Source organism: Romboutsia sp. 1001216sp1, assembly GCF_039841805.1.
Taxonomy (GTDB): Bacteria; Bacillota; Clostridia; order Peptostreptococcales; family Peptostreptococcaceae; genus Romboutsia_C; species Romboutsia_C hominis.
On the sequence record NZ_JBDPHA010000008.1, the window covers coordinates 15208 to 37603 of the forward strand.

At 26.2% G+C, this 22396-nt stretch carries 18 protein-coding genes and 1 riboswitch; of the genes, 14 read left to right on the forward strand and 4 right to left on the reverse strand.

All coding sequences use genetic code 11. The annotated features are described in order from the left end of the window. Nucleotides 1-31: 31 nt before the first annotated feature. On the reverse strand, nt 32-1471 hold the full coding sequence (locus ABHC41_RS09150) for a CehA/McbA family metallohydrolase (RefSeq protein ID WP_240275672.1): 1440 nt from the start codon (nt 1469-1471) through the stop codon (nt 32-34). Between the two features lie 123 nt (nt 1472-1594). Between ABHC41_RS09150 and ABHC41_RS09155 the strand changes: the two genes are divergently transcribed. After that, entirely contained in the window at nt 1595-2098 is a 504-nt protein-coding gene (locus tag ABHC41_RS09155; RefSeq protein WP_240275673.1) for a hypothetical protein, read from the forward strand. A 35-nt stretch (nt 2099-2133) separates the two neighbouring features. Here the strand turns inward: ABHC41_RS09155 and pdaA are convergent, their stop codons facing one another. Further along, nucleotides 2134-2952 (reverse strand): delta-lactam-biosynthetic de-N-acetylase, encoded by an 819-nt coding sequence (gene pdaA, locus ABHC41_RS09160; protein ID WP_092924892.1) that lies wholly within the window; start codon nt 2950-2952, stop codon nt 2134-2136. Nucleotides 2953-3136: 184 nt separating this feature from the next. Here pdaA and ABHC41_RS09165 point away from each other — a divergent pair, with 184 nt between their 5' ends. Together ABHC41_RS09165 and ABHC41_RS09170 are read left to right on the forward strand one after the other, a co-directional pair. After that, nucleotides 3137-6133: an ATP-dependent DNA helicase gene (locus ABHC41_RS09165; RefSeq protein ID WP_271892182.1), complete on the forward strand. Its 2997-nt coding sequence runs from the start codon at nt 3137-3139 to the stop codon at nt 6131-6133. Nucleotides 6134-6233: 100 nt separating this feature from the next. Continuing rightward, nucleotides 6234-7187: a calcium/sodium antiporter gene (locus ABHC41_RS09170; protein ID WP_092924896.1), complete on the forward strand. Its 954-nt coding sequence runs from the start codon at nt 6234-6236 to the stop codon at nt 7185-7187. 29 nt (nt 7188-7216) lie between these two features. Here ABHC41_RS09170 and nhaC read toward each other — a convergent pair whose 3' ends face one another. Next, nucleotides 7217-8653: a Na+/H+ antiporter NhaC gene (nhaC, locus tag ABHC41_RS09175; RefSeq protein ID WP_271892179.1), complete on the reverse strand. Its 1437-nt coding sequence runs from the start codon at nt 8651-8653 to the stop codon at nt 7217-7219. Between the two features lie 125 nt (nt 8654-8778). Further along, nucleotides 8779-8951: riboswitch (Lysine riboswitch) on the reverse strand. Between the two features lie 209 nt (nt 8952-9160). On the opposite strand from nhaC, the gene ABHC41_RS09180 reads away from it, so the two are divergent. Next, nucleotides 9161-9769, forward strand: coding sequence for a ribonuclease H family protein (locus ABHC41_RS09180; protein ID WP_334292230.1), 609 nt, complete (start codon nt 9161-9163; stop codon nt 9767-9769). A 33-nt stretch (nt 9770-9802) separates the two neighbouring features. Here ABHC41_RS09180 and ABHC41_RS09185 read toward each other — a convergent pair whose 3' ends face one another. Continuing rightward, a complete protein-coding gene (locus ABHC41_RS09185) occupies nt 9803-11566 on the reverse strand; it encodes a peroxiredoxin (protein ID WP_092924903.1) in 1764 nt (587 codons plus the stop codon). A gap of 189 nt (nt 11567-11755) precedes the next feature. On the opposite strand from ABHC41_RS09185, the gene ABHC41_RS09190 reads away from it, so the two are divergent. The 10 genes from ABHC41_RS09190 (at nt 11756) to ABHC41_RS09235 (ending at nt 22385) form a co-directional block, all read left to right on the forward strand. Further along, on the forward strand, nt 11756-12067 hold the full coding sequence (locus ABHC41_RS09190) for a hypothetical protein (RefSeq protein WP_141664380.1): 312 nt from the start codon (nt 11756-11758) through the stop codon (nt 12065-12067). A 282-nt stretch (nt 12068-12349) separates the two neighbouring features. Next, nucleotides 12350-13108 (forward strand): protein phosphatase 2C domain-containing protein, encoded by a 759-nt coding sequence (locus ABHC41_RS09195; RefSeq protein WP_092924907.1) that lies wholly within the window; start codon nt 12350-12352, stop codon nt 13106-13108. 184 nt (nt 13109-13292) lie between these two features. Beyond that, a complete protein-coding gene (locus ABHC41_RS09200) occupies nt 13293-14684 on the forward strand; it encodes a UbiD family decarboxylase (RefSeq protein ID WP_166505733.1) in 1392 nt (463 codons plus the stop codon). Between the two features lie 114 nt (nt 14685-14798). After that, the gene (locus tag ABHC41_RS09205; RefSeq protein WP_195237427.1) at nt 14799-16256 is read left to right on the forward strand and encodes a VanW family protein; all 1458 of its coding nucleotides are present in this window, start codon (nt 14799-14801) and stop codon (nt 16254-16256) included. 153 nt (nt 16257-16409) lie between these two features. Next, nucleotides 16410-17798 (forward strand): tetratricopeptide repeat protein, encoded by a 1389-nt coding sequence (locus ABHC41_RS09210; protein ID WP_243240000.1) that lies wholly within the window; start codon nt 16410-16412, stop codon nt 17796-17798. A 114-nt stretch (nt 17799-17912) separates the two neighbouring features. After that, on the forward strand, nt 17913-18878 hold the full coding sequence (locus ABHC41_RS09215; protein ID WP_092924912.1) for a WG repeat-containing protein: 966 nt from the start codon (nt 17913-17915) through the stop codon (nt 18876-18878). A gap of 103 nt (nt 18879-18981) precedes the next feature. Next, complete coding sequence (locus ABHC41_RS09220) at nt 18982-19344, forward strand: CidA/LrgA family protein (RefSeq protein WP_092924914.1); 363 nt, start codon at nt 18982-18984, stop codon at nt 19342-19344. 2 nt (nt 19345-19346) lie between these two features. Then, nucleotides 19347-20036: an LrgB family protein gene (locus tag ABHC41_RS09225; protein WP_092924916.1), complete on the forward strand. Its 690-nt coding sequence runs from the start codon at nt 19347-19349 to the stop codon at nt 20034-20036. 380 nt (nt 20037-20416) lie between these two features. Next, entirely contained in the window at nt 20417-21283 is an 867-nt protein-coding gene (locus ABHC41_RS09230; RefSeq protein WP_195237428.1) for a YitT family protein, read from the forward strand. Nucleotides 21284-21599: 316 nt separating this feature from the next. Next, nucleotides 21600-22385: a hypothetical protein gene (locus ABHC41_RS09235; RefSeq protein WP_195237429.1), complete on the forward strand. Its 786-nt coding sequence runs from the start codon at nt 21600-21602 to the stop codon at nt 22383-22385. The last annotated feature ends 11 nt before the right edge of the window (nt 22386-22396 follow it).

Here is a 22396-nt window from a genome sequence, read left to right on the forward strand (position 1 = left end):
ACATCTTTGGATAAATTTTTATATATGTTATTTACTTAATCCAAATAGGTGATGTTACAGATGTTTTTTCATTGTCTTGAATAATTTTTACATAATAAAAACTATTTTTATTAGACTTCATTGAAAATTCTAATCTAGCTATATTAGAATCGAAATTTTTACTCTTTACTACTTTACCTTTATTACTTATAACTTGTATCTCTTTTATCTTATCATTTTTGTCATTATCAACAGCACTTATATAAAAGTTTAGCCTTGAACATTTAGTTATTTTGCTTCCCATAGGAAGATTATTTATAGTGTAATCTACTTTTAAATTTTTATCTTCAGATGCATATAACCTCATATTTTTTAAAGCGTCGTATAAAGAATCCTTAGTAAGTTCGCTACATAATACTACTGTTCTAAATTCATTTGCTATACCAAAATTAACTCTATGATTATCTTGATTGCATGTAGGCGCGACATGCCATCCTTTATCTAATGCTAACTGATACATATCATAAGATTTAATATTTTTACTATCATCAGAATTATATCCATTCCTTACTTCTAGTAATGAGATAATAGCATCTCCTTTAGATGAATACTCAAAATTATTGAAATTTCCAAATTTCTCACCAGGATGATTAAATTGACCTATTAAATTTTCTTGGTTATATATAAAATTATAAAAATTATCTAAATTCATCATATCACCATGTTTTTCAGTTATAAACCCCTTAGAATTAAATATGTTAATATGTCCTATAGGATTATCTACATTATAAGGATAGGTCATTTCAAAGCCATATAGACCTAAAAAATTTTTTTCACATGTAAATTTATCACTAACTTTTACAAGTTCAGACCATTTATTGCTTTTAGAAGCATTATTTATATCGCAATTTGAGTTATTATCTAGCATATTAGAATGCTCCGTTATGAAGAAAAAATCTAAATTAGCTTTATCACGAGCTAAATAATAAGCATCACTATAACTACCATGACCATCGCTTGCACTAGTATGAGAATGTAAAAGTCCTCTATAATGCTTATAAACGGGTGTTCCAACTGTAAAATACCACTCAATATTAGACTTATTTTTATTTGGAGATAAATCTTTTATTTCAAGACTTACTACTTGGTTTCCTCTTTTAAATTTTTTATCTGGTGTATAAGTTATACTAGAATCTGAAATAGTGGCTTTATTAGTTACATCTTCATAATTGACGAGTAATCTAATTGAAGATTTATCTATTTTACTTTCATCAAAGTATTTAATTTTTATAGTAGGTTTCGACACTATATATTCAGAACATTTACCAGGAGATATAGATTTTATAGTAGGAGGAGTATTATCAAAAGAATCAACATGTACAGAATCATTATTTAAATAATTAACATGTAATATATTACTATTAAAGCCTAAAATAGAAAATGTAAAAGATATAAATAAAATTAAAATTGTTAATAGAAGGTTTAATCTCATAAATAATCAATTCCTTTACCTTATATTGTGTTATTTATCATATGTATTTTTTATATATACATACATGAAAATATAGGTAGTATTAATATAATTTATTAATATCAAATACTATAGGAGGATAGTATGAGAATACAGGCAATGGAAGTTAATACAAATAAAAAAGATATACTCAAATATATATTAAAAAAGATGCCTTTAATGAGCAGAGTTTTACAGTTTAATATGTTAATAAAAGATATACATTTAGAATATGTAGAAATTAAAGTTCTTAGCTATGAAATAATAAGTAAAGAAAGAAGTATTGGCATATTTAGAAACAAAATAAGTACATATAAAATAACTATGTTAGTTAATACCTATAATGGATACTCAGAGTCTGTTAATATTATACCAAGTACAATAAGTAAGTATGTAGATAAGAGTTATATAAAAAGATCAAAAATATCGGAAGAGTATATGGTTGAAAATGTTAAATGTGAGATAATGGGATTTTTAAAAAATAAAAAAAGTAAACTTGAAATAGAAAAAGTTAATCTTCAAGACATTAATATAAAAGAAGTTAAGAGTATTTATAAACCTTATTGGGTAGCAAATTTTAGGGGGAAAAATATACTAATAGATGCTTAAATTAAAGGATACAGAGATATCTGTATCCTTATAAACTATTTATTTTTAACTAGATAATCAAGTGTTTCTAACTTATATCCCTCTTCCTTCCAATGAGTTATAACTTCATCTAATATTTGAGTATTAGTAGTAGAGTTTGGATGAAGTAAAACTATAGCACCAGGGTGAGTTCTTGAGTAGATTTTTTCCTTTGCATATTCAGGTGTAGGTTGATTATCATTATACCAATCTACATAAGCAAAGCTCCAAAATATAGAACTATATCCTAAGTCTTGTGTGTATTTTAATGATTGCTCACTAAATTTTCCCATAGGTGGTCTGAAAAACTTAGGCATATCTTTACCAGTGACATCTTTATAAGCATCCTCTACACTTGTTATTTCATCTTTGAATTTTTCAAAGTCTGTTATTTTAGCCATTGAAGGATGATTTTTAGAATGATTGCAAACTAAATGACCTTCTTTTTCCATCCTTTTTATAAGCTCTGGGTTATTTCTTATATAACTTTCTACAACGAAAAAGTGGGCTTTTACATTATGTTTTTTCAATGTATTTAGTATACTTTCAGTTGTTCCATTTTCATATCCTGCATCAAATGTTAAGTATATTATTTTTTTATCCTTATCACCGACATAATATGAATTATACTTTTTAAAGAAATTAGCTTCTTTAATAGGTTCTGGTTGTTTTCCATCGTTTCTTGGATTGAAGTACCAGTTATATTCTGTATTTATAGGATTTAATATTTGAGTTTTAGATTTATTTACTATATTAAAATTTGTAGTAAATATTAATGTAAATATAAGTAAGAAAAATCCTATTAGTAGATAGTTTGTTGTATTTTTTTTATTCATAAAGTCACCTCTAGTAGTGTAGTAAATTTATATATAGTTTTAATAATTAAGTTAAAAATATACTAATAAAAGTAAATGGAAATTATATTTTTACTTTTTGGATAAACTTATCATATAATTATGTATACAAGACAATGAAATAAATATGTTTAAGCACAGACATATTTGATGGAAGGTAAATGAAATGGAGAAATTTATACATCAATTAACTAGTAAGTTATATAGTGTTTTAGATAATATAACTTACTTAAATATAGAAGCTAGCAAAAATTCAAATAAAATTAAGTTAATAGGAGTAAAGTTTTTTAATAATCAAGTATACATTTTTGAGGAAATAATAAATAATGATGATAAAAATTATAAGATAAATAGTTTAAATGATTTTATAGGAGATAGCTATATAGCAATGTTTGGTTTATCATCTAATAAAAAGTTTATAGAGAACTATATAAACGAGAAGATATTAGATGTAAAAGAGTTAGTGCATGTAATTAAGCCCTATTATAGTGATTATAATATTAAGGATTTAAATGATATATTAACAAATGATAAGTATATAAGTGATTTAATAAGTATTGTAAATATTGTAAACAATATAATAATAAGTATAAAAAAAGAAGATAAATTAACATTAGAGCCTTTAACATTTAAAGTAAATTCTTACTTAAATAAATTTTCACTACCTAATTGGGAGTGGAGTGAGTTAATAGATAGTGTAGATGATATTAAAGAATTAGAAAGTTTAGAAAAAAAAGCAGAAGAAAAATTAAAAGATAATAAAAAAGAAAAACTAGTAATAAGAAAACTAAATGAAAATGAAAGAAATTATGAAGAATTATTAAAAGATGAAAGTATATGGGCTAAAAAAGAAGGATTTATATATGAATACAGGCCAGGGCAGTATGAATTAACCAAAACTATAAGAGAAACTATAAGTAGTGCTACTACTTATAAAATAGCATGTATAGAGGCCCCAACAGGAATAGGTAAAAGTGTAGGATATTTACTTCCAGCTATATTAGAAGCAAGGTTAAACAAAAAGAGAATGATAATATCTACAGACACTAAAGAGCTTCAAATACAATTGATCAATAAAGATATACCTAATGTATTAAACTCATTAGGTCTTATGGGAAAGATAAAGTATGGATACATAAAAGGAAAAAACAACTATATATGTGTAGAAAAATTAGAACAGTATAAGAATGAATATACCTCTAAAAAACCAACTAAAAAAGAAATACTAGGGATACTACTACTAGAACAAATAGTTAAGGAAGGAAAACACGGTGATATAGAGGAGATAAGTCCTTCTATATTAAATGAATTTAATGTAATAGGGGATCATATAAAACATGTTAGTTGTGATCCAAATTTATGTAGACCTAAAAAGTGTAATAAAGAATGTCTATACAAAAATAGGGTAGAAGAATTAAAAGAAGAAGATATAACTGTTATAAATCACTCTTTATTGGCAAAGTGGCCTTATAAAGAAGAGAAACCACTAGAAAATATTATAGTGGATGAGGGTCACAATTTAGCTGAAAAGGGATATGATTTTTTCTCAAGTACTATAGAATACAAAGCACTAAAATATTTTTTAAGAGAAATATATCCATATGAATATATAGGAAATAGTCCTTTTATATATGAAAAATATAAAACATCTAGAAAGATAAAGTATTTTGATAAGTTTTATCATCATGTTCACTTTGGAAGAGATATAAAAGAAAAAATAAGTAGGAATATAAATTTAATTTTAGAGGAACTTAACTCTGTTCTAAGATTTGGTATAGAATCAGATTATAATTATTTAAGTAAGTATAACTTAAGGTGGGAATTTAACCTACAACAAAGTGAAGTGCTAGGAAAGGTAAAAAAAGAAGATGAATATATAGAATTAACATATTTAAGTTATAGTAATAAGATTAGAGATAGTTTTGATAAAATACTAAGAAATTTAATAGCTATATTAGTTATAATTGATAGAAATATAGATGATGATAGTATAGATAAGGAATCTGATATATATAAATTTGGTAAAGCAAGAATAAAAGAACTAGAAGATATAAGGACTACATTTGAACTATTTATGGAATTTGCTGAAGAAGACGATTTTGCAAGAATTATTGAAATAGATAAAAATTATACTAACTTCGAGGCTAAAGTTGTTCCTTTAAAACTAGCCAAATTGTTTGAAGAAAATATATTAAGTCAAGTGGAAAGTGGTATATTTATATCTGCTACTTTGAGCGTAGAAAACAATATGAATTATTTTAAAAATACTCTCGGTATAAATAGGGTTGAAAATATCGAAAAAGTGATAGAGCCTTTATATAATTATAAAAACAAAGTATTAACATTAGGGTTAAGCGATTTATCAAATTATAATAATAAAAACTTTACAACAGACATATCAAATACTATATACAAAATATGTGAGGTAACACATGGACACTTATTATCATTATTTAATAGTACAGATAGATTAGATAAAACATACGAAGATCTAATTCATATATTAAATGGAAAAAACATAGATATATATAAAAACAAAAAAGGAATTAGAAATTTAAAGAATATGAATCAAAATTGTGTGGTATTAGGATCGAAAGGATGCTTTGAAGGCGTAGATGTTCCAGGGGATGGACTTGTGTGTGTAACCTTAGATAAAATTCCTAATCTAAATCCGAAAGATCCTTTATACTCAACTATTATGAAAAAATATGGCTTGACCTATCAATCTATAAACTACCCTCAGATGGCTATTAAGGTAAAACAAGCTATGGGAAGGATCTTAAGAAGCAAATATGATTACGGATGTTTTATAATCTTTGACATAGGAACTAATGGGCATACTTTAAAAAAATTAGAGAGAGATCTTCATGGTTGTAAAATAAATATAGTTAGCAAAAATAATATACAAAACTATACTAATAATCATCTAAATATATGTAGAAAGCAGGTTATGAGAGAAGTATTAGTAGATGTTAGGAACTTACTAACAATTACAGATATAGATGACATAAAAGATATAGAACAGTTTGTAGTTGAGCAAATGAATCAAAGGTATATAAAGTGCAGAGTTACTTCAAATAATCATGATAAATTAAATATAAAGTACTTTAATCATAGATATACTATACCAAAAGAAAAAATCAAATTAAAATCTAAGGTATGAGATTATAAAAAGACTTTACCTATATTTTAATTATTGAATAAGATTAGATATTTAAGAAAAAATAAATCTTATAAAAGTAGTTAAAAGAAAGGATGTAAATATGAGTTATATATTACTTATAATAGGTTTTTTAATTCTTATAAAAGGAGCAGATGTATTTGTAGTTGGCTCATCATCTATAGCAAAAACATTAAAGGTCCCAACACTTATAATTGGGCTTACAATAGTTGCTTTTGGTACTAGTGCACCAGAAGCTGCAGTAAGTATAACAGCAGCATTAAAAGGAAGTAATGATATGGCTATAGCCAATGTAGTAGGGTCTAATATATTTAACTTTTTATGTGTTTTGGGAGTCGTAGCAATAATAAATCCTATAAAGGTACAAAAGAGCACTATAATTAAAGAATTCCCATTTGCAGTACTTGCAACTATAGTACTATCTATATTATCTCACGATATAAAGTTTCAAGGGTATACTCAAAATGCTTTAACAAGAGCAGATGGGCTGATGCTACTAACTTTATTTGGTATATTTATGTATTATTTAGTAGAGATGGCCATAACATCTAAAGAGGAAATGGAAATAGATCAAGCTGATGAGAGCATACCTATGAGTAAAAGTATACTAATGAGTATCCTTGGTATAATTGGAATAATAGTAGGTGGTCAGTTTGTTGTAGATAGTGCAAGCAATATTGCTTTAGCTTGGGGTATGAGTGAAAATCTAGTAGGCTTAACTATAGTATCTATAGGAACATCTCTTCCAGAGTTCGTAACGAGTATAGTTGCGGCTAGAAAAGGTGAAAGTGATATAGCTATAGGTAATGTAGTTGGTTCGAATCTGTTTAATATATTATTTGTTTTAGGTATATCCTCATTTATAAGCAATATACAAGTTCATAGCATAGTGTTTGTTGATATGATGATTATGATAATAATAACAATATTAACATATATATTTGCAGGAACTAAGCAACGTATAAATAAAAAAGAAGGTATATTATTAGTTATAATGTATATATTATATATGACATTTATAATAATAAGAAAATAAAAAAGAGTCTTTAAAGACTCTTTTTTATTTTAAGCTATTCCGTTTTCAAATTCTTCTATTAAATCTTCATCAGAAAGTTTTTCTATTGTTAATCCTGTTAATCCATAGAATAATGATATTAAAGGACAAATTAAGTTAAAGAATGCATATGGTAAAAATACGAAAGATCCAATTCCAAGTGTTGCTGACATATATGCTCCACAAGTATTCCAAGGAATAAGTGGAGACGTTATAGTGGCACTATCTTCTAAAGCACGAGAAAGATTCTTAGGAGATAAACATTGTCTTATAAATGCATCCTTATACATACTTCCTGGTATAACTATGGCTAAATATTGGTCTGCAACTGCTAAGTTAGTACCGATACAAGTAAATATTGTAGCAGCTATAAGTCCAAAAGTACCCTTTGCAAATTTTAGTATAGACTGTGCTATAACTTGTAACATACCAGTTTTTTCTAATACCCCACCTACAGTTAAAGCACAAAGTATTAATGATACTGTCCCTAACATACTGTCAAGTCCACCTCTAGTAAGAAGATCATCAACAAACTTCATTCCAGTAGATGAAACATAACCAGACTTAGCAACTACAAGTATATCAGCTATAGATGCACCTTGAAATACTACTGCACAAACGCCACCTAATATAACACCACCTATAAGTGCTGGTATTGTAGGGACTTTAAATATAACCATTGCTATAACAGCACAAGGAACTAAAAGTAAAAATGGAGATAATGTATTGTAATTACTTAATAAAGCATTTTGAATTTGATTTATTTGAGATATATCCATTTCAGAACCTGCATATTTCATTCCTATTATACCGTATAATACAAGTGATATTAAAAGAGCAGGACCAGCTGTATATACCATATGTTTTATATGATCAAATAAAGTAGAACCAGCCATAGCAGGAGCTAAGTTTGTTGTATCAGATAAAGGAGACATCTTATCCCCAAAATAAGCACCAGATATTATAGCACCTGCAACTATTTTACCAGGTATACCTAAGGCACTACCAATACCTAAAAGAGCTATACCTACAGTACCAGCTGTTGTCCAAGATGAACCAGTAGAAATAGATACTATAGCGCAGATTAAAGTAGTTGCCACTAAGAATATTCCAGGTGATAATATTTTAAGACCCCAATATATCATAGCAGGAACTATACCACCAGCTATCCAAGTACCTATTATCATACCAACTACTAAAAGTATAAGTATTGATTGCATTGTCGTATTTATAGTAGATAGTATACCTTCTTCTAATTCCTTCCAAGTAAAACCTAATCTAAAAACTGCAACACAACTTGCAAATGTAGCTCCTATTATAAGTGGTATATGAGCAGATATTTCATACTTTCTTAAAAATACTAAACATGTCACTAAAACTGCAACTAAAACAGAGACACATAGTAATGCATCAAATAAAGTTGCTTGTTTTTTAACCTTTTTTGTCATAAAAGTCCTCCTAAAATTTATACCGAATATAACGTTAAGGAGAAAAGAGATAATAAAAAAAGTCTAGGTGTAAAGATATTATCCTAGACTTAAGCATTCAACCGTACAATTAAAAATACGCTTAATCTAAAGATAGCACTCCACATATAAATGTGACAGTGTTATACATATTTTGCATAACCCCAATATATAAGTTTAAAGCTTCCCTTATATATTTCGGCATAGTTACCTTTTATTTTGCTTCTTCGTGCTTACCTCCACAAAACTACTATTTAACAATGCGACCTCTACCAATAGTTATATTCGATTTATTTGATAATAAAGATTATACCATAAATTAAAAAAAAATAAAGCATGAAATATTTAGGAATAAAAAATTTAAGAAAATTTTCACAATAATATGTAAAATAATAAGTCTTTAAAAACTACTTATTTTACTATAGAATAGTTATTAAATGTATGATTTAGAAAAATATAAATTTTATATAAATAGTTATACGAAAGGAAGTGAAAAATTTGGCTAAGGTTAAGTTTTATGCAGTAAGAAAAGGAAGAAACAATGGTATATATAATACATGGAATGAATGTAAGGAACAAATAAATGGTTTTTCAGGCGCTGAGTATAAAAGTTTTACTACGATAGAGGAAGCAAAATCATATATATATGGTGAAAGTGGTGTAAAAATACAAGAGGGAAAAGAACTTGTAAAAGCTTATGTTGATGGTAGTTATGAACATTCAATAAGAGAATATGGTTCAGGGGTAGTTATAATAAAAAATGAAGAAGTTATAAAAACTTATAGCAAAAAAGGAAATGATAAAGATTTAGTTGGAATGAGAAATGTCGCAGGTGAAATAGAAGCTGCAAAGATTGCGATGAATTATTGTATAGATAATAACATAAATAATTTGATTTTATATTTTGATTATGAAGGAATAGAGAAATGGTGCTTAGGATTATGGAAAACTAATAAAGAAGGAACTACCAAATATAAGAAATTTTATGATAATATAAAAGATAAGTTAAATGTTGAGTTTGTAAAAGTAAAAGCACATAGTGGTAATAAATATAACGATGAAGCTGATAAATTAGCAAAGAAAGCTATAGGAATATAAAAGTCTTGCAAAGTATTTTGCAAGACTTTATTTTTAACTTAATCCAAAATCCTCTAATTCAGCTAAAACAAAAGAAGGTCTATTTATACCATCATACATAGCTTTTGCCAAAATATTTGCCTGGTCATATGTCGATGTCCAAGAAAAAATGCCACCAAGACAATTATCTAATACATATAGAGCTTTTATATAAATAGAAAGGGTATCCTCATAAGACATTGAGAACTCTCCATCTTTTACTAGATAAGGTACTTTAGCATCTCTATCAAACATTACTGTATGACCATTTTTATTTATATAATCCCTTCTAAGTTGATCATATGATCTTGTAATTGCAGCTCCAAGTCTACCATAAAAAGGAACCCCAAGTAGTATTTTTTCACGAGGCATACCGGCATTTATTAAATTTTGTACCATAGAATCTACACTATATCCTCTTAAAGATAAATTAGAAGGATATAAATTAGCATGATGTTTCTTAGCATTCTCACCTGTTTCTCCAGCTGTAAAATCATAACTCATTAGATTAAAATAGTTTATTAAAGGAGCTATTTTAGATATTTCAGCACTTCTATTTATATAACCAATATCTCCAGTACCAGCAACACTTAACCACTTATTATCTCCTATAACATCTCTTAGAGCGGTTAGTAAAAGTGTAAAATTTTCTTTATCTTCAGGTCTAGATTTTATACCCGCACCACTACTTCCAGGATATTCCCAGTCAATATCAATACCATCTAAATTATATTGCTTTATAAGCTTATTTGCTTCTCTAGCAAATGCATATCTAGATGCAGGAGTTAAAGCAGCATCAGAAAAACCTTCAACTCCCCATCCACCAATGGCAGCAATAACTTTTAAAGTAGGCTTAATATTTTTAAGACTTATAAGTTGATTTAAATAATTAGGAGTAGGAACTCGTAATGTTCCATTTTCATTAATTTCTACGAATGCATAGATTACAGCATCAAGTAGATTAGGATCTACGTTTCCAGGATTACCAAATACATACTCCATAACTATTGGACTAACATCAGGACAACTTATAGCAGGCTGTTTATCTGGGTCTGTTATTTCAGGTCTTTGGCACTTTTTAGTATTTTTAGATTTTATAAATACATCTTTATTATGTTTTACATTAATAGTTGGTCTATCCTTATCAGGCATAAAGCAAAGATACCAGTCCATATACGCATATTCTTTCTCACAGTTTTTAATTTTATTTTTTAACTCTTTATAAGTTTTAGGAGATGGTGTTATGACTGGCATACCAGGAAACCAGTTAGCAGGAGTTACTACTTTATCTTTATCACTAGTTTGAAGTGCTTCTATAATTCTTAAAATCTCAGGAATATTTCTACCAGTTGTGAGAGGATAGTAAAGTATAGTTCTGAGTATTTGTTTATCATCTATTATAAAAACAGATCGTACTGTAGAAGTATTACTCATTTGTTCTGAAATCATACCGTATAGCTTAGCTACATATTTATCATTATCATCTATAACTGGAAAAGGAATATCAATACCTGTCATAGTAAATATATTATACATCCAAGCTAGATGAGACGCATTACTGTCAACACTTAGGCCTATTAATTCTGTGTTTCTTTTTTTAAATTCATTATGGTACTTAGCAAAGCATAGAAATTCTGTAGTGCATACTGGAGTAAAATCTCCAGGATGAGAAAATAAAACTACCCATTTACCATTATAATCAGATAATTTTATAGGTCCAAATGTTGTGTTAGCCTTAAAATCAGGAGCTTTCGATCCTAAACTTGGAAGGCATGGCATATATATCACCCCTTAATTAATAAAATATAACCTAATTATATTTTATTAATTAAGGGGTGATATTGTTACGAAGAAAATATAATTGTAAATACTTTTAGAAAAATAACTAATAAGAATTGCTATTTATGTGCATATTTGATATATTTAAAGATAGATAAATGTAAAGATTTGTTATTATACGGGGTGAGAATGTTGAAATCTATCCTAAGAAAGATAGAAAGTATATTTAAGGTTTTAGTTCTATCATCTATTATATCTTTTGTTATAACATTTGGACTTATACTGTTAAATGCTATTATGGGAGTGTTTATAGGGTTAGAATATTACTTTATGTTATTTACAGGATTAACTTTATGTTTAACAGTTATGTTAGTAGTTGTAGACTACAATAGAATATTTAAAAATAAAAAACATATACAAAAGACTAAAGTTAGCAAGAGTAAAAATATTAAAAGAGGAAATACAAAAGAAGTTGTTAAAGCAAAAAGAAAAATATCTTAATATTAAAATGATTTAAAAAGGCACAATAAAATAAACTATGGTGTCTTTTTTTGCTTATTAATTATTATATCTATTTATAAATTATGCATAATTATTGAATTTATAGTAATAGGTTAAAAAGTAATGATACCACTTTACACGGTAGCAAAAAAGAACTTTTGGGTAATAGATAAAGTCACTTAAATAAAGTTAAAATTTTACTTAAGAAAATAAAATTTTAGTTATAAATATATAAAACCTATAATAAAAGATAATTAAGAACAATTATAGGAGAGGTTGCTTATGGAATACAATATATTTTCAGAAATGGTAACTGGTTATAAAAATATATTAAAAAAATCGAAATCTCAAGATTATTTAGATTTCGATTTTTTTGATAAAGGAATAGTTTTTGCTGTGTCTGATGGCCATAGTAATGATTTTTTCAAATATAGTGATAGAGGAGCTAAAATAGCTTGTAATATTGCAGTAGGCATGCTTAAAGATTTGGCAGATTTAGATACAAAAGATTTAGTTAATATGCTAGAAGAAAAAAAAATACAAATGGAAATTCAATCAAAATGGATGGATTTAGTTAAGTTAGATTTTGAAAGATTTCATCCATTAGTTTTTAAAACAGAATATATAAAATATTCTACAACATTAATAGCAGTGTTGGTAACTAATAGATTTAGGCTATATTTAAAAATAGGAGATGGAAATATTATAATAAAAGATGATACTGAGTTTAAAGAAGTATTAGAAACTAGAAAAAGTGATACAGTTGATTCTTTAGGAAGAATAGATTCATATAAAAATATTATGTATTATATAGATGATGAAATAAATAAATACAAAGAAAATATTATTATATTTACAGATGGATATGAGCAGTCTTTTGACAATAAAAATGAATTGTACAAAAGCCTTAATGATACAATATATATGTACAATAAGAGTGTATTTTCTAGGGAAGTTCTAAAAAGAACTTACAAACAGCGACTAAGTAAGTTAAGCAAGCAAAAAAGTCAGGATGATATAAGCATTGTGTTTTTAATATAAATAAAAAAATAAGTCAATATTATGTATTTAAAAAGTTTTATAGACATTATATTGACTTATTTTTATTTATAAACAATTAAAATACATATATTTACTAATAATATAAAATATGGTTAAAGATATACATATATGATATAATAAATAATGATATTTACATAAAAACTAAATAGGAAAGGAAACGATAATGAATTTTAAAGAATTATTTTATAAATGTGTAGATTTTATAGATATATATAAAAAAAATATAATCACAATTTCATTATCAGTATTAGGTGTAATAGTATTAGTTATAGTATTTTTCATAAGTAGTGATGAATTAAGCGTACAAAAAGAGGTTGATACATTATTGGAAAATATAGAAAATCGTAGATACAATATAGCTATTGACAATTACTCTAACTACGAAAAGAAATTTTCTGATTCTAAAATGAAAAGAATTGATAAAACATTATCTAAAAAGATAAATAAATTACTTCTTGAAAGTGGAGATAAATACGTAAATAAAGAAATTACAAAGGAACAATATGTAGGTATGATAAATACCATAAATGCAATAGAAAATATTGAGGTAGATGTAGGTCGTATAATAGAACAATCTCAAAGAGTATCTGATATGTATAAGGAAGAAAATACAGATTATGATACAGCTTTATCTTATATAAGTATGGCATCTACTCTAAATGGAATTTCAAATGAATTAGATGGATATAAAAGTAATATAGAACAAATACATGAATCTAGATTGGTGTATGAAAAAGCAAATGAAAACAAAGAAAACCACATGTATTATGAAGCAATACAAGATTATGATAAAGTACTAGACAAAGATGATAAATATTATAAAAAAGCACAAAAAGAAAAAGATGAATGTATAGACCTTATGTATGATGATTATATAGAAAAGGCTGATGAAAGTAACAAAGATGGAGACTATGAAAGTGCATTAAGATACATAGAGTATGTAAAAAAATATTATCCAGATGATGAAAATATACTAAATTTAGAGAAAAAGTATAAGGAAAAATTATCAATATACACATTATCAGCAGATGATATTATTAATTTAATATCTAAAAAAGGAAACATATCTAAAAATAGCCTATCTATAAATTCTTACTACCAAATGATAGATGGTGAAAAATATTATTGTGTTGAAGTGTTAGAGTATGGAATGTTAACCGATGAAATACTAGTAAATGCGAAAACAAAGGAAATATATTCATATAAGGATAGTAATAAAGATTACAAAAACACTTACTGTAATGGGTATTTTAGATATGATAATTCAGGAAAAGTACAATTTGCAATAAGTGAAGAAAAAGCTAAATTTATACTTCAAAATAAATTAGAAAAAAATGACGAAAAGTACAAAGAAATATATGAAGTATCTAAAAATAAAGCTGACAGATATGTAGAAGATGAAAAAGGATTAGAAAATATATTAAAGGGAAATGAAGGCTTATATTACTATGAAATTGTAAATAAAGGATTCTTTAGACCTAAAGAAGCTTTTATGATAAATATGTATAGTGAAAAAGTTTATATAATTTCTCAAAAAGAGATTAAAGAATATTAAAAGTGTGTTTTTTAACACACTTTTTTTAAAATATTGAAATATAAAAGAGGATATATAAACCTTATAGCTAAGTAATAATATGTGAGAAAAATGGGAGATTGAGGAGAGTAAGACATGAAAGATGTAAAAAAATATGTATACGCTGCAGCGGGTGTAATATTATTGGGGATAATTGTTTTTATAGGTTTTATAAGTTTTCAAATAAACGGAAATAAAATACTTAAAAACACATATGTTAACAGCATATCAATAGGAAATATGACAAGAGAAGAAGCTAAAGATGTACTAAATAAAAAATATGACATAAAACAAATATACATTTCATATTCAGATAAGTTATGGAAAATAAATAGTAAAGATATAGATTTAAAATATAGTTTAGACGAGACTATTAATGAGGCACTATCTATAAATAGAGAAGATTCTATGATAGATAATATTAAAAAAACTATAAAAGCAAATTTCGGAGCAAAAAATAACCTTGAGCTTAAAATAGACTATAATAAAGAGAAATTAATAAAATGCGTTAAAGATATATCTAAGGATATAAATATTGATATGGAAGATGCAAAATTAGATATAAATAACTCGAAAGTAGAGGTATTATCAGGACATAAAGGACAAGAAGTTGATGTAAATAAGAGTGTAGAAAATATAATTAGTCAACTTAAAAAAGGCAATAAAAAAGAAGATTTAGCAGTAAAAGTTACTAATCAGAATGTAAAAAAAGAGGATATACAACATATAGATACATTATTAGCTAGCTATTCTACCAAATTTGATTCATCAGTAGCTGGTAGAACAACTAATATAAAATTAGCAGCAAGTAGAACTAGTGATAAATTGCTAATGCCTGGTGAGACATTTTCATACAATGAAAATACTTTAATGAGAACTGTATCAAATGGTTATAAAAATGCACCAGTTATAGTACAAGGAGTAGTACAAGAAGGTGTAGGAGGTGGAGTTTGTCAGGTATCATCTACACTATATAATACGGTGTTATATTCAGGATTAGAAATTGTAGAACTTAAAAATCATTCTATACCATCTACATATGTAGCAAAAGGGAGAGATGCAACTGTAACTGATGGAGGAATAGACTTTGTATTTAAAAATAACTTAAAGCAGCCTATATATTTAAAAAATTATGTATCAGGAAATAGAGTTATATGTCAAATCTATGGTAGTAAATCAGATAAGCAAAATGTAGATATATTAACTAACATAGATGGAGTATCTCAAGCTCCTATAAAAAGAGTCGATGATCCAACTCTTCCAAAAGGGAAAGAAAAACAATTAGAAAAAGCAAGAAATGCATATACAGTATCAACTTACAGAGTATATAAGAACAGTAATGGAGAAGTGCTAAAAAAAGAAAAAGTATATACATCATATTATCCTAAAAAGCAAGGTGTTATCGCTGTTGGAACTATGGAGGTTAAAACACCAGAACAAAAACCTGTAAGACCAGAAAAACCAAATCAACAAGAACAAAAACCTGTACAACCAGAAGCTTTAACACCACCACCAGAACAAAATCCTAATCCAGACACACCAAGTGTATCTTAAGAAAGATTATAATATTAGTTAAAAAAAGATAGCCTATAACGTAGGTTATCTTTTTTTATAATAATTTGCCTAAAAATATGAAAATATGTATATCTTTGACTTGTAGTGTTAAATGTGTTATCTTAGAATATATATTTAAATTAGGAGGAGAATATGATTTTAGGTAAAATTATCAAAAAAGATATAAAGCAAATGCCTAGAAAAATTTTAGATATATCTTTAGTTGAAGATAACAAAAGTGATTTGACATTTTTTAATATAGATGAAGAAGAAACGAATGAGACATTAAAGGCATTAAAGCAAAGTTATGTAACTAATAACTATAAAGAAGAAACAATATTAAACTTACAAAATACACTAAAGAGTAATTCAGAAGATACTTCAAAAGAATTAAAGTTAGAATCATATAAAAGGTATAATAATGCACTTGATTTATCTTTAAAGGGATATTTAACTAGTGCTTATGAATTAATAGAAAAAGCTATAGAGATAAATCCAAAAGATGTAGATATACTTAATTTAAAAGGATTACTTACTCTATTAAAATGTGATTTTGCTAAGGCTTTTGAAAGTTTTTACACTGCTATGTGTTATGGTAACAATGAACTATCTAGAAAGTATGTAGATATGTTATCATCTGATGAATTTAAAGTATTCTTAGGTAGATATAATCACTCTATAAGATTTATTAATGAGGAGATGAATCAAGAATCAATACATATACTTGAAAATATGATAGATGATGACCCAGATTTAATAGAGCCATATATAATACTTTCTTTAATATATGATAAGATAGGTAACGTTAAAAAGAGAGAACATTATCTAAGTAGATTAAGAGAAGTAGATAAAGATAATCCTTTGTTTGAAAATAAGAAGGAAGATAAAGAAGAGAAAAAAGAAGATATTAAGCCTAAGAAAAAGTCTAAGAATAGTAAGCCATTTTTAATATTTGGAGTATGTTTACTTTTGGCATTAGGTGCATATCATATGTATAGCAAAAATAAAATTGATAAATTAAATGAGAAATTAAGTAATCACGAGCAAGAACTAGATAAAGCTGATAAAAAACTAAATGAAAAAGAACAAGAAATAAAAGAGAAAGAAAAAGAATTAGATAATGCAAAAAGCGAAAATAAAAAAGAAGATACACAAGTTATAGTTTCTGATGAGGAAACTTTATATAATAAAGCAGTTGATGAGTCTAAGGATAAAAATTATAAAGAGGCTATAAAAAACTTCGAATATATTGTATCTCAAGGAAAAAGTAAGAAATATATATCAGAAGCTGTATACCAGTTAGCATTATTAAATGAAAAGATAGGTAATGATGATGAAGCTGTAAAATATTATAAAAAATATATAAATACTTATACAAAGAATGATCAATATTATGATGATGCATTTTACCAATTAGGAATGCTTTATTATAAAATGGGTGACTTAAAAGATGCAAAAAACACATTCTATGGGCTAAAAAATGAAGTACCAGATAGTATGTATAACAATTCAAAAGTTAATGATATATTAAAAGAAAAATAAAACTACCAATAGGTAGTTTTATTTTTTATTATCTTACAAATCACAATCATATATAATACTACCTTTAAATAAACTTATAGAAGGGGATATTAAGTTTTAGCGAGGAGGATAAGTATGGATAATAAAGAGCTTTTTCTCCCGATACTTAGGGATGGAAAATATGGATTTGTAGATAAAGAAGGCAATGTTATTGTAAGGCCTAAATTCAAGTATGTATCAGAGCGACTAAAAGATGGATATAGTGTCATTACATATATAAAAAAAATAAGAGGAATCAATAGGTGGATATTTGGGTATATAGATAAATTAGGAAATACTAAAGTCTATTTACACATAGATAGTATATCTGATTTTAATGAAGGATTATCTAGAGCCAAAGCCTACAATAAATATGGATATTTAGATAAAAATTTAGATTTAGCCATAGATTTTAAATATGAATGTGCGGGTGATTTTAGTGAAGGTTTAGCTAATATAAAAATAAATAAGAGGTGGGGGTATATAAACTCTAATGGAGAAGTGATTATAGCTCCAAAATATACTTATGCAAATCAATTTAAAGATAATACTTCATTAGTAGAATATAAAAATAAGTATGGCTATATAAATAGAAAAGGGGAGTTTATAATAAAACCTACATATGAAATAGCAACAGACTTTAGTGAAGGATTAGCAGCTGTTAGAAATAATAATAAATGGGGATATATAGATAAATATGGGAAATTAAAGATTGATTTTAAGTTTGATAAAGCAAAGCCATTTAGCGAAGGATTAGCAGCTGTATGTATAAATGAAAAATGGGGATATATAAACAAAAATGGTGATGTAGTTATAGATGCTATATTTGACTATGCTTGTAGCTTTAAAGAAGGGTTAGGTAGGTTTAATATAGATACTAACTCACTCATAAGAGGAATAAATAATAATAAATGTGGGAAATGGGGATTTATAAATAAAAGTGGTGATATAGAGATACTTCCAATATATGAATCTCTATCTGATTTTAAAGATGGATACTCTGAAATAATAAATGGAAAAAATAACAATTATATAGATAAGTATGGAAAATTACTATTATAAATTTGAAAATATCTAAAAATATGATAAAGTATTATACGGGGGGAGTATTGTAACTCCCTTTACAATTTCATTAAAGATTTAGTCAGAATTAAAGGAGGCAAAAATGAAATTATTTAATCAATTAGTATTAATACTAGGTGTATGGGCTTTAGGTGAGTACATAAGCTCATTCATACAAAATATAGTAATTGTACCGGGTAGTATAGTTGGTATGATATTACTATTTATACTTTTAAAAGCCAATATAATAAAAGTGGACAAGCTTGAAGATATAGGTAATCTATTGCTAGATAATATGGCTTTATTTTTCATACCGGCAGGGGTTTCACTTATAAGATCGTTAGGTCTTATTGAAAAAAATGTATTTGTATTACTAATAACTATATTTTTTAGTACTATTTTAGTTATGTACATAACTGGAATAGTAGTAGAAAAGATGATTAAAAACAAAGTTAAGGAGAATTAGTCATGTATAATGTTTTAAACACACCTATATTTGGGATAGTAATAACTATAATATTTTTTAACATAGGACTTTATATACAAAGGAAAACTAAAAGTGCTTTAATGAATCCACTTTTAATTGCAATAGTTGGAATTATATTATTTTTAAATATAACTAAGATACCATATGAAAGTTATAAAAAAGGTGCAGATAGTATAAATTACTTTTTAGGGCCTGTAACGGTTATATTAGCAGTACCATTATATAAGCAATTTGACTTATTTAAAAAACATATACTAGAAATATTAGTAGGTATAACTACAGGTGTAGTAGTATCATTTATTTCTATAAAGATAATAGCTGGTTTTACAGATGCAGATATTAGTATAATAAATTCTTTAATACCTAAATCTATAACGACACCTATGGGATTATCTCTTACTAATACTATAAATGGTATAGAGTCTATAACTGTAGTGGCAATAATATTTACAGGTATACTTGGTGCTATAATGGCAGAGCTTGTATTTAAGCTTGGAAGAATAAAACATCCTGTAGCAAAAGGAATAGCACTTGGAACATCAGCACATGCACTTGGAACATCAAAGGCTTTAGAATTAGGAGAAATAGAAGGTGCTATGAGTGGATTATCTATAGGTATATCTGGGATAATTACAGTCATATTAATACCTATAATAATCAATATGATATAAAAAGTTTTTTCTTATAAATGAAAATATATATACTAAAATATCAAAAAATGAAGGCTGAAATAAAATATTTTCAAATTAAAAAGTATATAATACACAATAAAAGGCAAGGAACAAAATAAGTTTCTTGCCTTTTATTGTGTATTAAATTGTTCAGTATTTATATATTATGCAAGAAATTATTCGTTTAAATCTTTTATTGCTAAATAATTTGATAATTATTCAAAAGTTAAAAAAAAGTAAAATAGGTAAAAAAAATTAACTAGACATATTAAAAAAAAATAATATAATATATCATGTGCAATGAATAAAGAGAAGCATAATTTAAATTACCTATTGATTTATTAGGTAATTTGTTTAGGTCGAATTGAAGGGAGAACAAAATGAGCAAAGTTAACACCACTTTAGAAGATAATGCTTTTTTTAGATATTTAGTGGTAATAGGTGGAATGATTATAGCATGTATAGGTGTCAATGGTTTTTTAAGACCAGCACATCTATTAAGTGGGGGAGTACCAGGTGCCTCTACAGCTATAAATTACTTAACTGGAATAAATATAGGTCTTTTAACATTTTTAATAAATATACCTATATTTATATTAGGGTTTATATACTTAGAAAAAGAATTTTGTATATCTAGTTTAATAAACATGATGATATTTTCTTTTTTACTAGGTATAACTCAAGATATAGCTCAATATATACCTATAAATGATATATTACTTCAAAGTGTTTATGGAGGGATATTATCAGGAATTGGAAGTGGTATTGTATTTAGAACAAAATCATCACAAGGTGGTACAGATATATTAGCTGCAATATTAAAATTTAAGAAAAATATTCCTATGAAAGATACAACATTATCTATAAATATACTAATTGTATCTATAGGCGGAGTATTATTTGGTATGGATTTAGCATTATACACATTAATAGGTATGTTTATAAGTGCATACTGTATGAACTTTGTGAAAGATGCTATGAATTATCAAAAGTCAGTTATGGTTGTATCTAGAGAAAGCAATAGTATAGCAAGAGAGATAATGAGTGAACTTCATAGAGGTGTAACCTTCTTAGAAGCTGAAGGTGCATATACTCATGAGAAGAAAAAGCTTATATACTGTATAGTATCATCAAATGAGATACCTAAGATAAAGGAAATTGCTTTAAAATATGATAAAAAATCATTTATATCTGTAAATGATGTAAGTGAGGTTAAGGGTAGAGGATTTAAAGAAAAGTACTTATAAAGTTAAAATAAATATGAGTAAAAAAATATATATGAGAATGATTAAATATACTTAACTCTATAGTTAAATATATAAAAGTATTTGGATTTGTCAAATTATAGGTAGATTAAAATGGTTTTGATCACTAGGATTATACAAATTGGTTATAAAAAGGGTATATCAAATAGATATACCCTTTTTTAGCAATATAAATTTATTAACATATCTTATTTTATGTAAATCTATTATATTTAAAAATATATAGAAAAGTATATAATTTATAATATATAATAAGTTTAGACTATAATAAATTTAGATTTGATAGGAGAAGCATAATATGAGTTTATCTAATGAATATTTTGATATATATAATCAGTATGTAAAGTTTATAAATAATATAAAAAGAGAAGTAAAATTTATACAAAAGCTAAAGACAAAGAAAAAAGAAGTTGCTACTGAAGAAGAAGTTAAAGCGATAGAAGAAGAGAATACAATTGAAAGTGATATAAAACCAAGAAGACCAGTTAGTAAAGTATACAATTTTTCAAATGGAGATGTATATATAGGAACAGTTATAGATGGAAAGATGAACGGAAAAGGAATATATACATTTTTAGAAGGAATAGAATATAGTGGTGAGTTTAAAGATAATATGAAAGATGGAAATGGAGAATGCATATTTACAAATGGAAATATGTATATAGGTGAGTTTAAAGAAGATTTAATGAGCGGAATAGGAAAAATGGTATATAGTAATGGTAATGAATATATAGGTGAGTGGTGTAGTGGGAAAAGACATGGTGTAGGAGTATATACATGGAGTGATGGATGTATATATTTTGGAGAGTTTAAATACAATAAAATGGAGGGTATTGGCGAGTGCTATGATCATGAAAAAGAACTTATATATAAAGGAGAATGGAAAAATAATTTAGCTCATGGTAAAGGAACCTATATATGGCCAAATGGAAAAAGATATGAAGGTGAATTTGCACATGGGAAAAAGCATGGTGTTGGAATATTTTATATAGATGATGAATTGGTATATGAAGGCACTTGGAAATTTGATAAACCATCAATATGTAATAGAACACTGGATGAAATATTTTCTTATATAAAATAACCTACGTTATT

What these genes read in the sequence shown, in the direction of transcription:
- ABHC41_RS09150 (WP_240275672.1), bottom strand. Translation starts at nt 1,471, where the DNA reads ATGAGATTAAACCTTCTATTAACAATTTTAATTTTATTTATATCTTTT.
- ABHC41_RS09155 (WP_240275673.1), top strand. Translation starts at nt 1,595, where the DNA reads ATGAGAATACAGGCAATGGAAGTTAATACAAATAAAAAAGATATACTC.
- pdaA (WP_092924892.1), bottom strand. Translation starts at nt 2,952, where the DNA reads ATGAATAAAAAAAATACAACAAACTATCTACTAATAGGATTTTTCTTA.
- ABHC41_RS09165 (WP_271892182.1), top strand. Translation starts at nt 3,137, where the DNA reads ATGGAGAAATTTATACATCAATTAACTAGTAAGTTATATAGTGTTTTA.
- ABHC41_RS09170 (WP_092924896.1), top strand. Translation starts at nt 6,234, where the DNA reads ATGAGTTATATATTACTTATAATAGGTTTTTTAATTCTTATAAAAGGA.
- nhaC (WP_271892179.1), bottom strand. Translation starts at nt 8,653, where the DNA reads ATGACAAAAAAGGTTAAAAAACAAGCAACTTTATTTGATGCATTACTA.
- ABHC41_RS09185 (WP_092924903.1), bottom strand. Translation starts at nt 11,566, where the DNA reads ATGCCATGCCTTCCAAGTTTAGGATCGAAAGCTCCTGATTTTAAGGCT.
- ABHC41_RS09190 (WP_141664380.1), top strand. Translation starts at nt 11,756, where the DNA reads ATGTTGAAATCTATCCTAAGAAAGATAGAAAGTATATTTAAGGTTTTA.
- ABHC41_RS09195 (WP_092924907.1), top strand. Translation starts at nt 12,350, where the DNA reads ATGGAATACAATATATTTTCAGAAATGGTAACTGGTTATAAAAATATA.
- ABHC41_RS09200 (WP_166505733.1), top strand. Translation starts at nt 13,293, where the DNA reads ATGAATTTTAAAGAATTATTTTATAAATGTGTAGATTTTATAGATATA.
- ABHC41_RS09205 (WP_195237427.1), top strand. Translation starts at nt 14,799, where the DNA reads ATGAAAGATGTAAAAAAATATGTATACGCTGCAGCGGGTGTAATATTA.
- ABHC41_RS09210 (WP_243240000.1), top strand. Translation starts at nt 16,410, where the DNA reads ATGATTTTAGGTAAAATTATCAAAAAAGATATAAAGCAAATGCCTAGA.
- ABHC41_RS09215 (WP_092924912.1), top strand. Translation starts at nt 17,913, where the DNA reads ATGGATAATAAAGAGCTTTTTCTCCCGATACTTAGGGATGGAAAATAT.
- ABHC41_RS09220 (WP_092924914.1), top strand. Translation starts at nt 18,982, where the DNA reads ATGAAATTATTTAATCAATTAGTATTAATACTAGGTGTATGGGCTTTA.
- ABHC41_RS09225 (WP_092924916.1), top strand. Translation starts at nt 19,347, where the DNA reads ATGTATAATGTTTTAAACACACCTATATTTGGGATAGTAATAACTATA.
- ABHC41_RS09230 (WP_195237428.1), top strand. Translation starts at nt 20,417, where the DNA reads ATGAGCAAAGTTAACACCACTTTAGAAGATAATGCTTTTTTTAGATAT.
- ABHC41_RS09235 (WP_195237429.1), top strand. Translation starts at nt 21,600, where the DNA reads ATGAGTTTATCTAATGAATATTTTGATATATATAATCAGTATGTAAAG.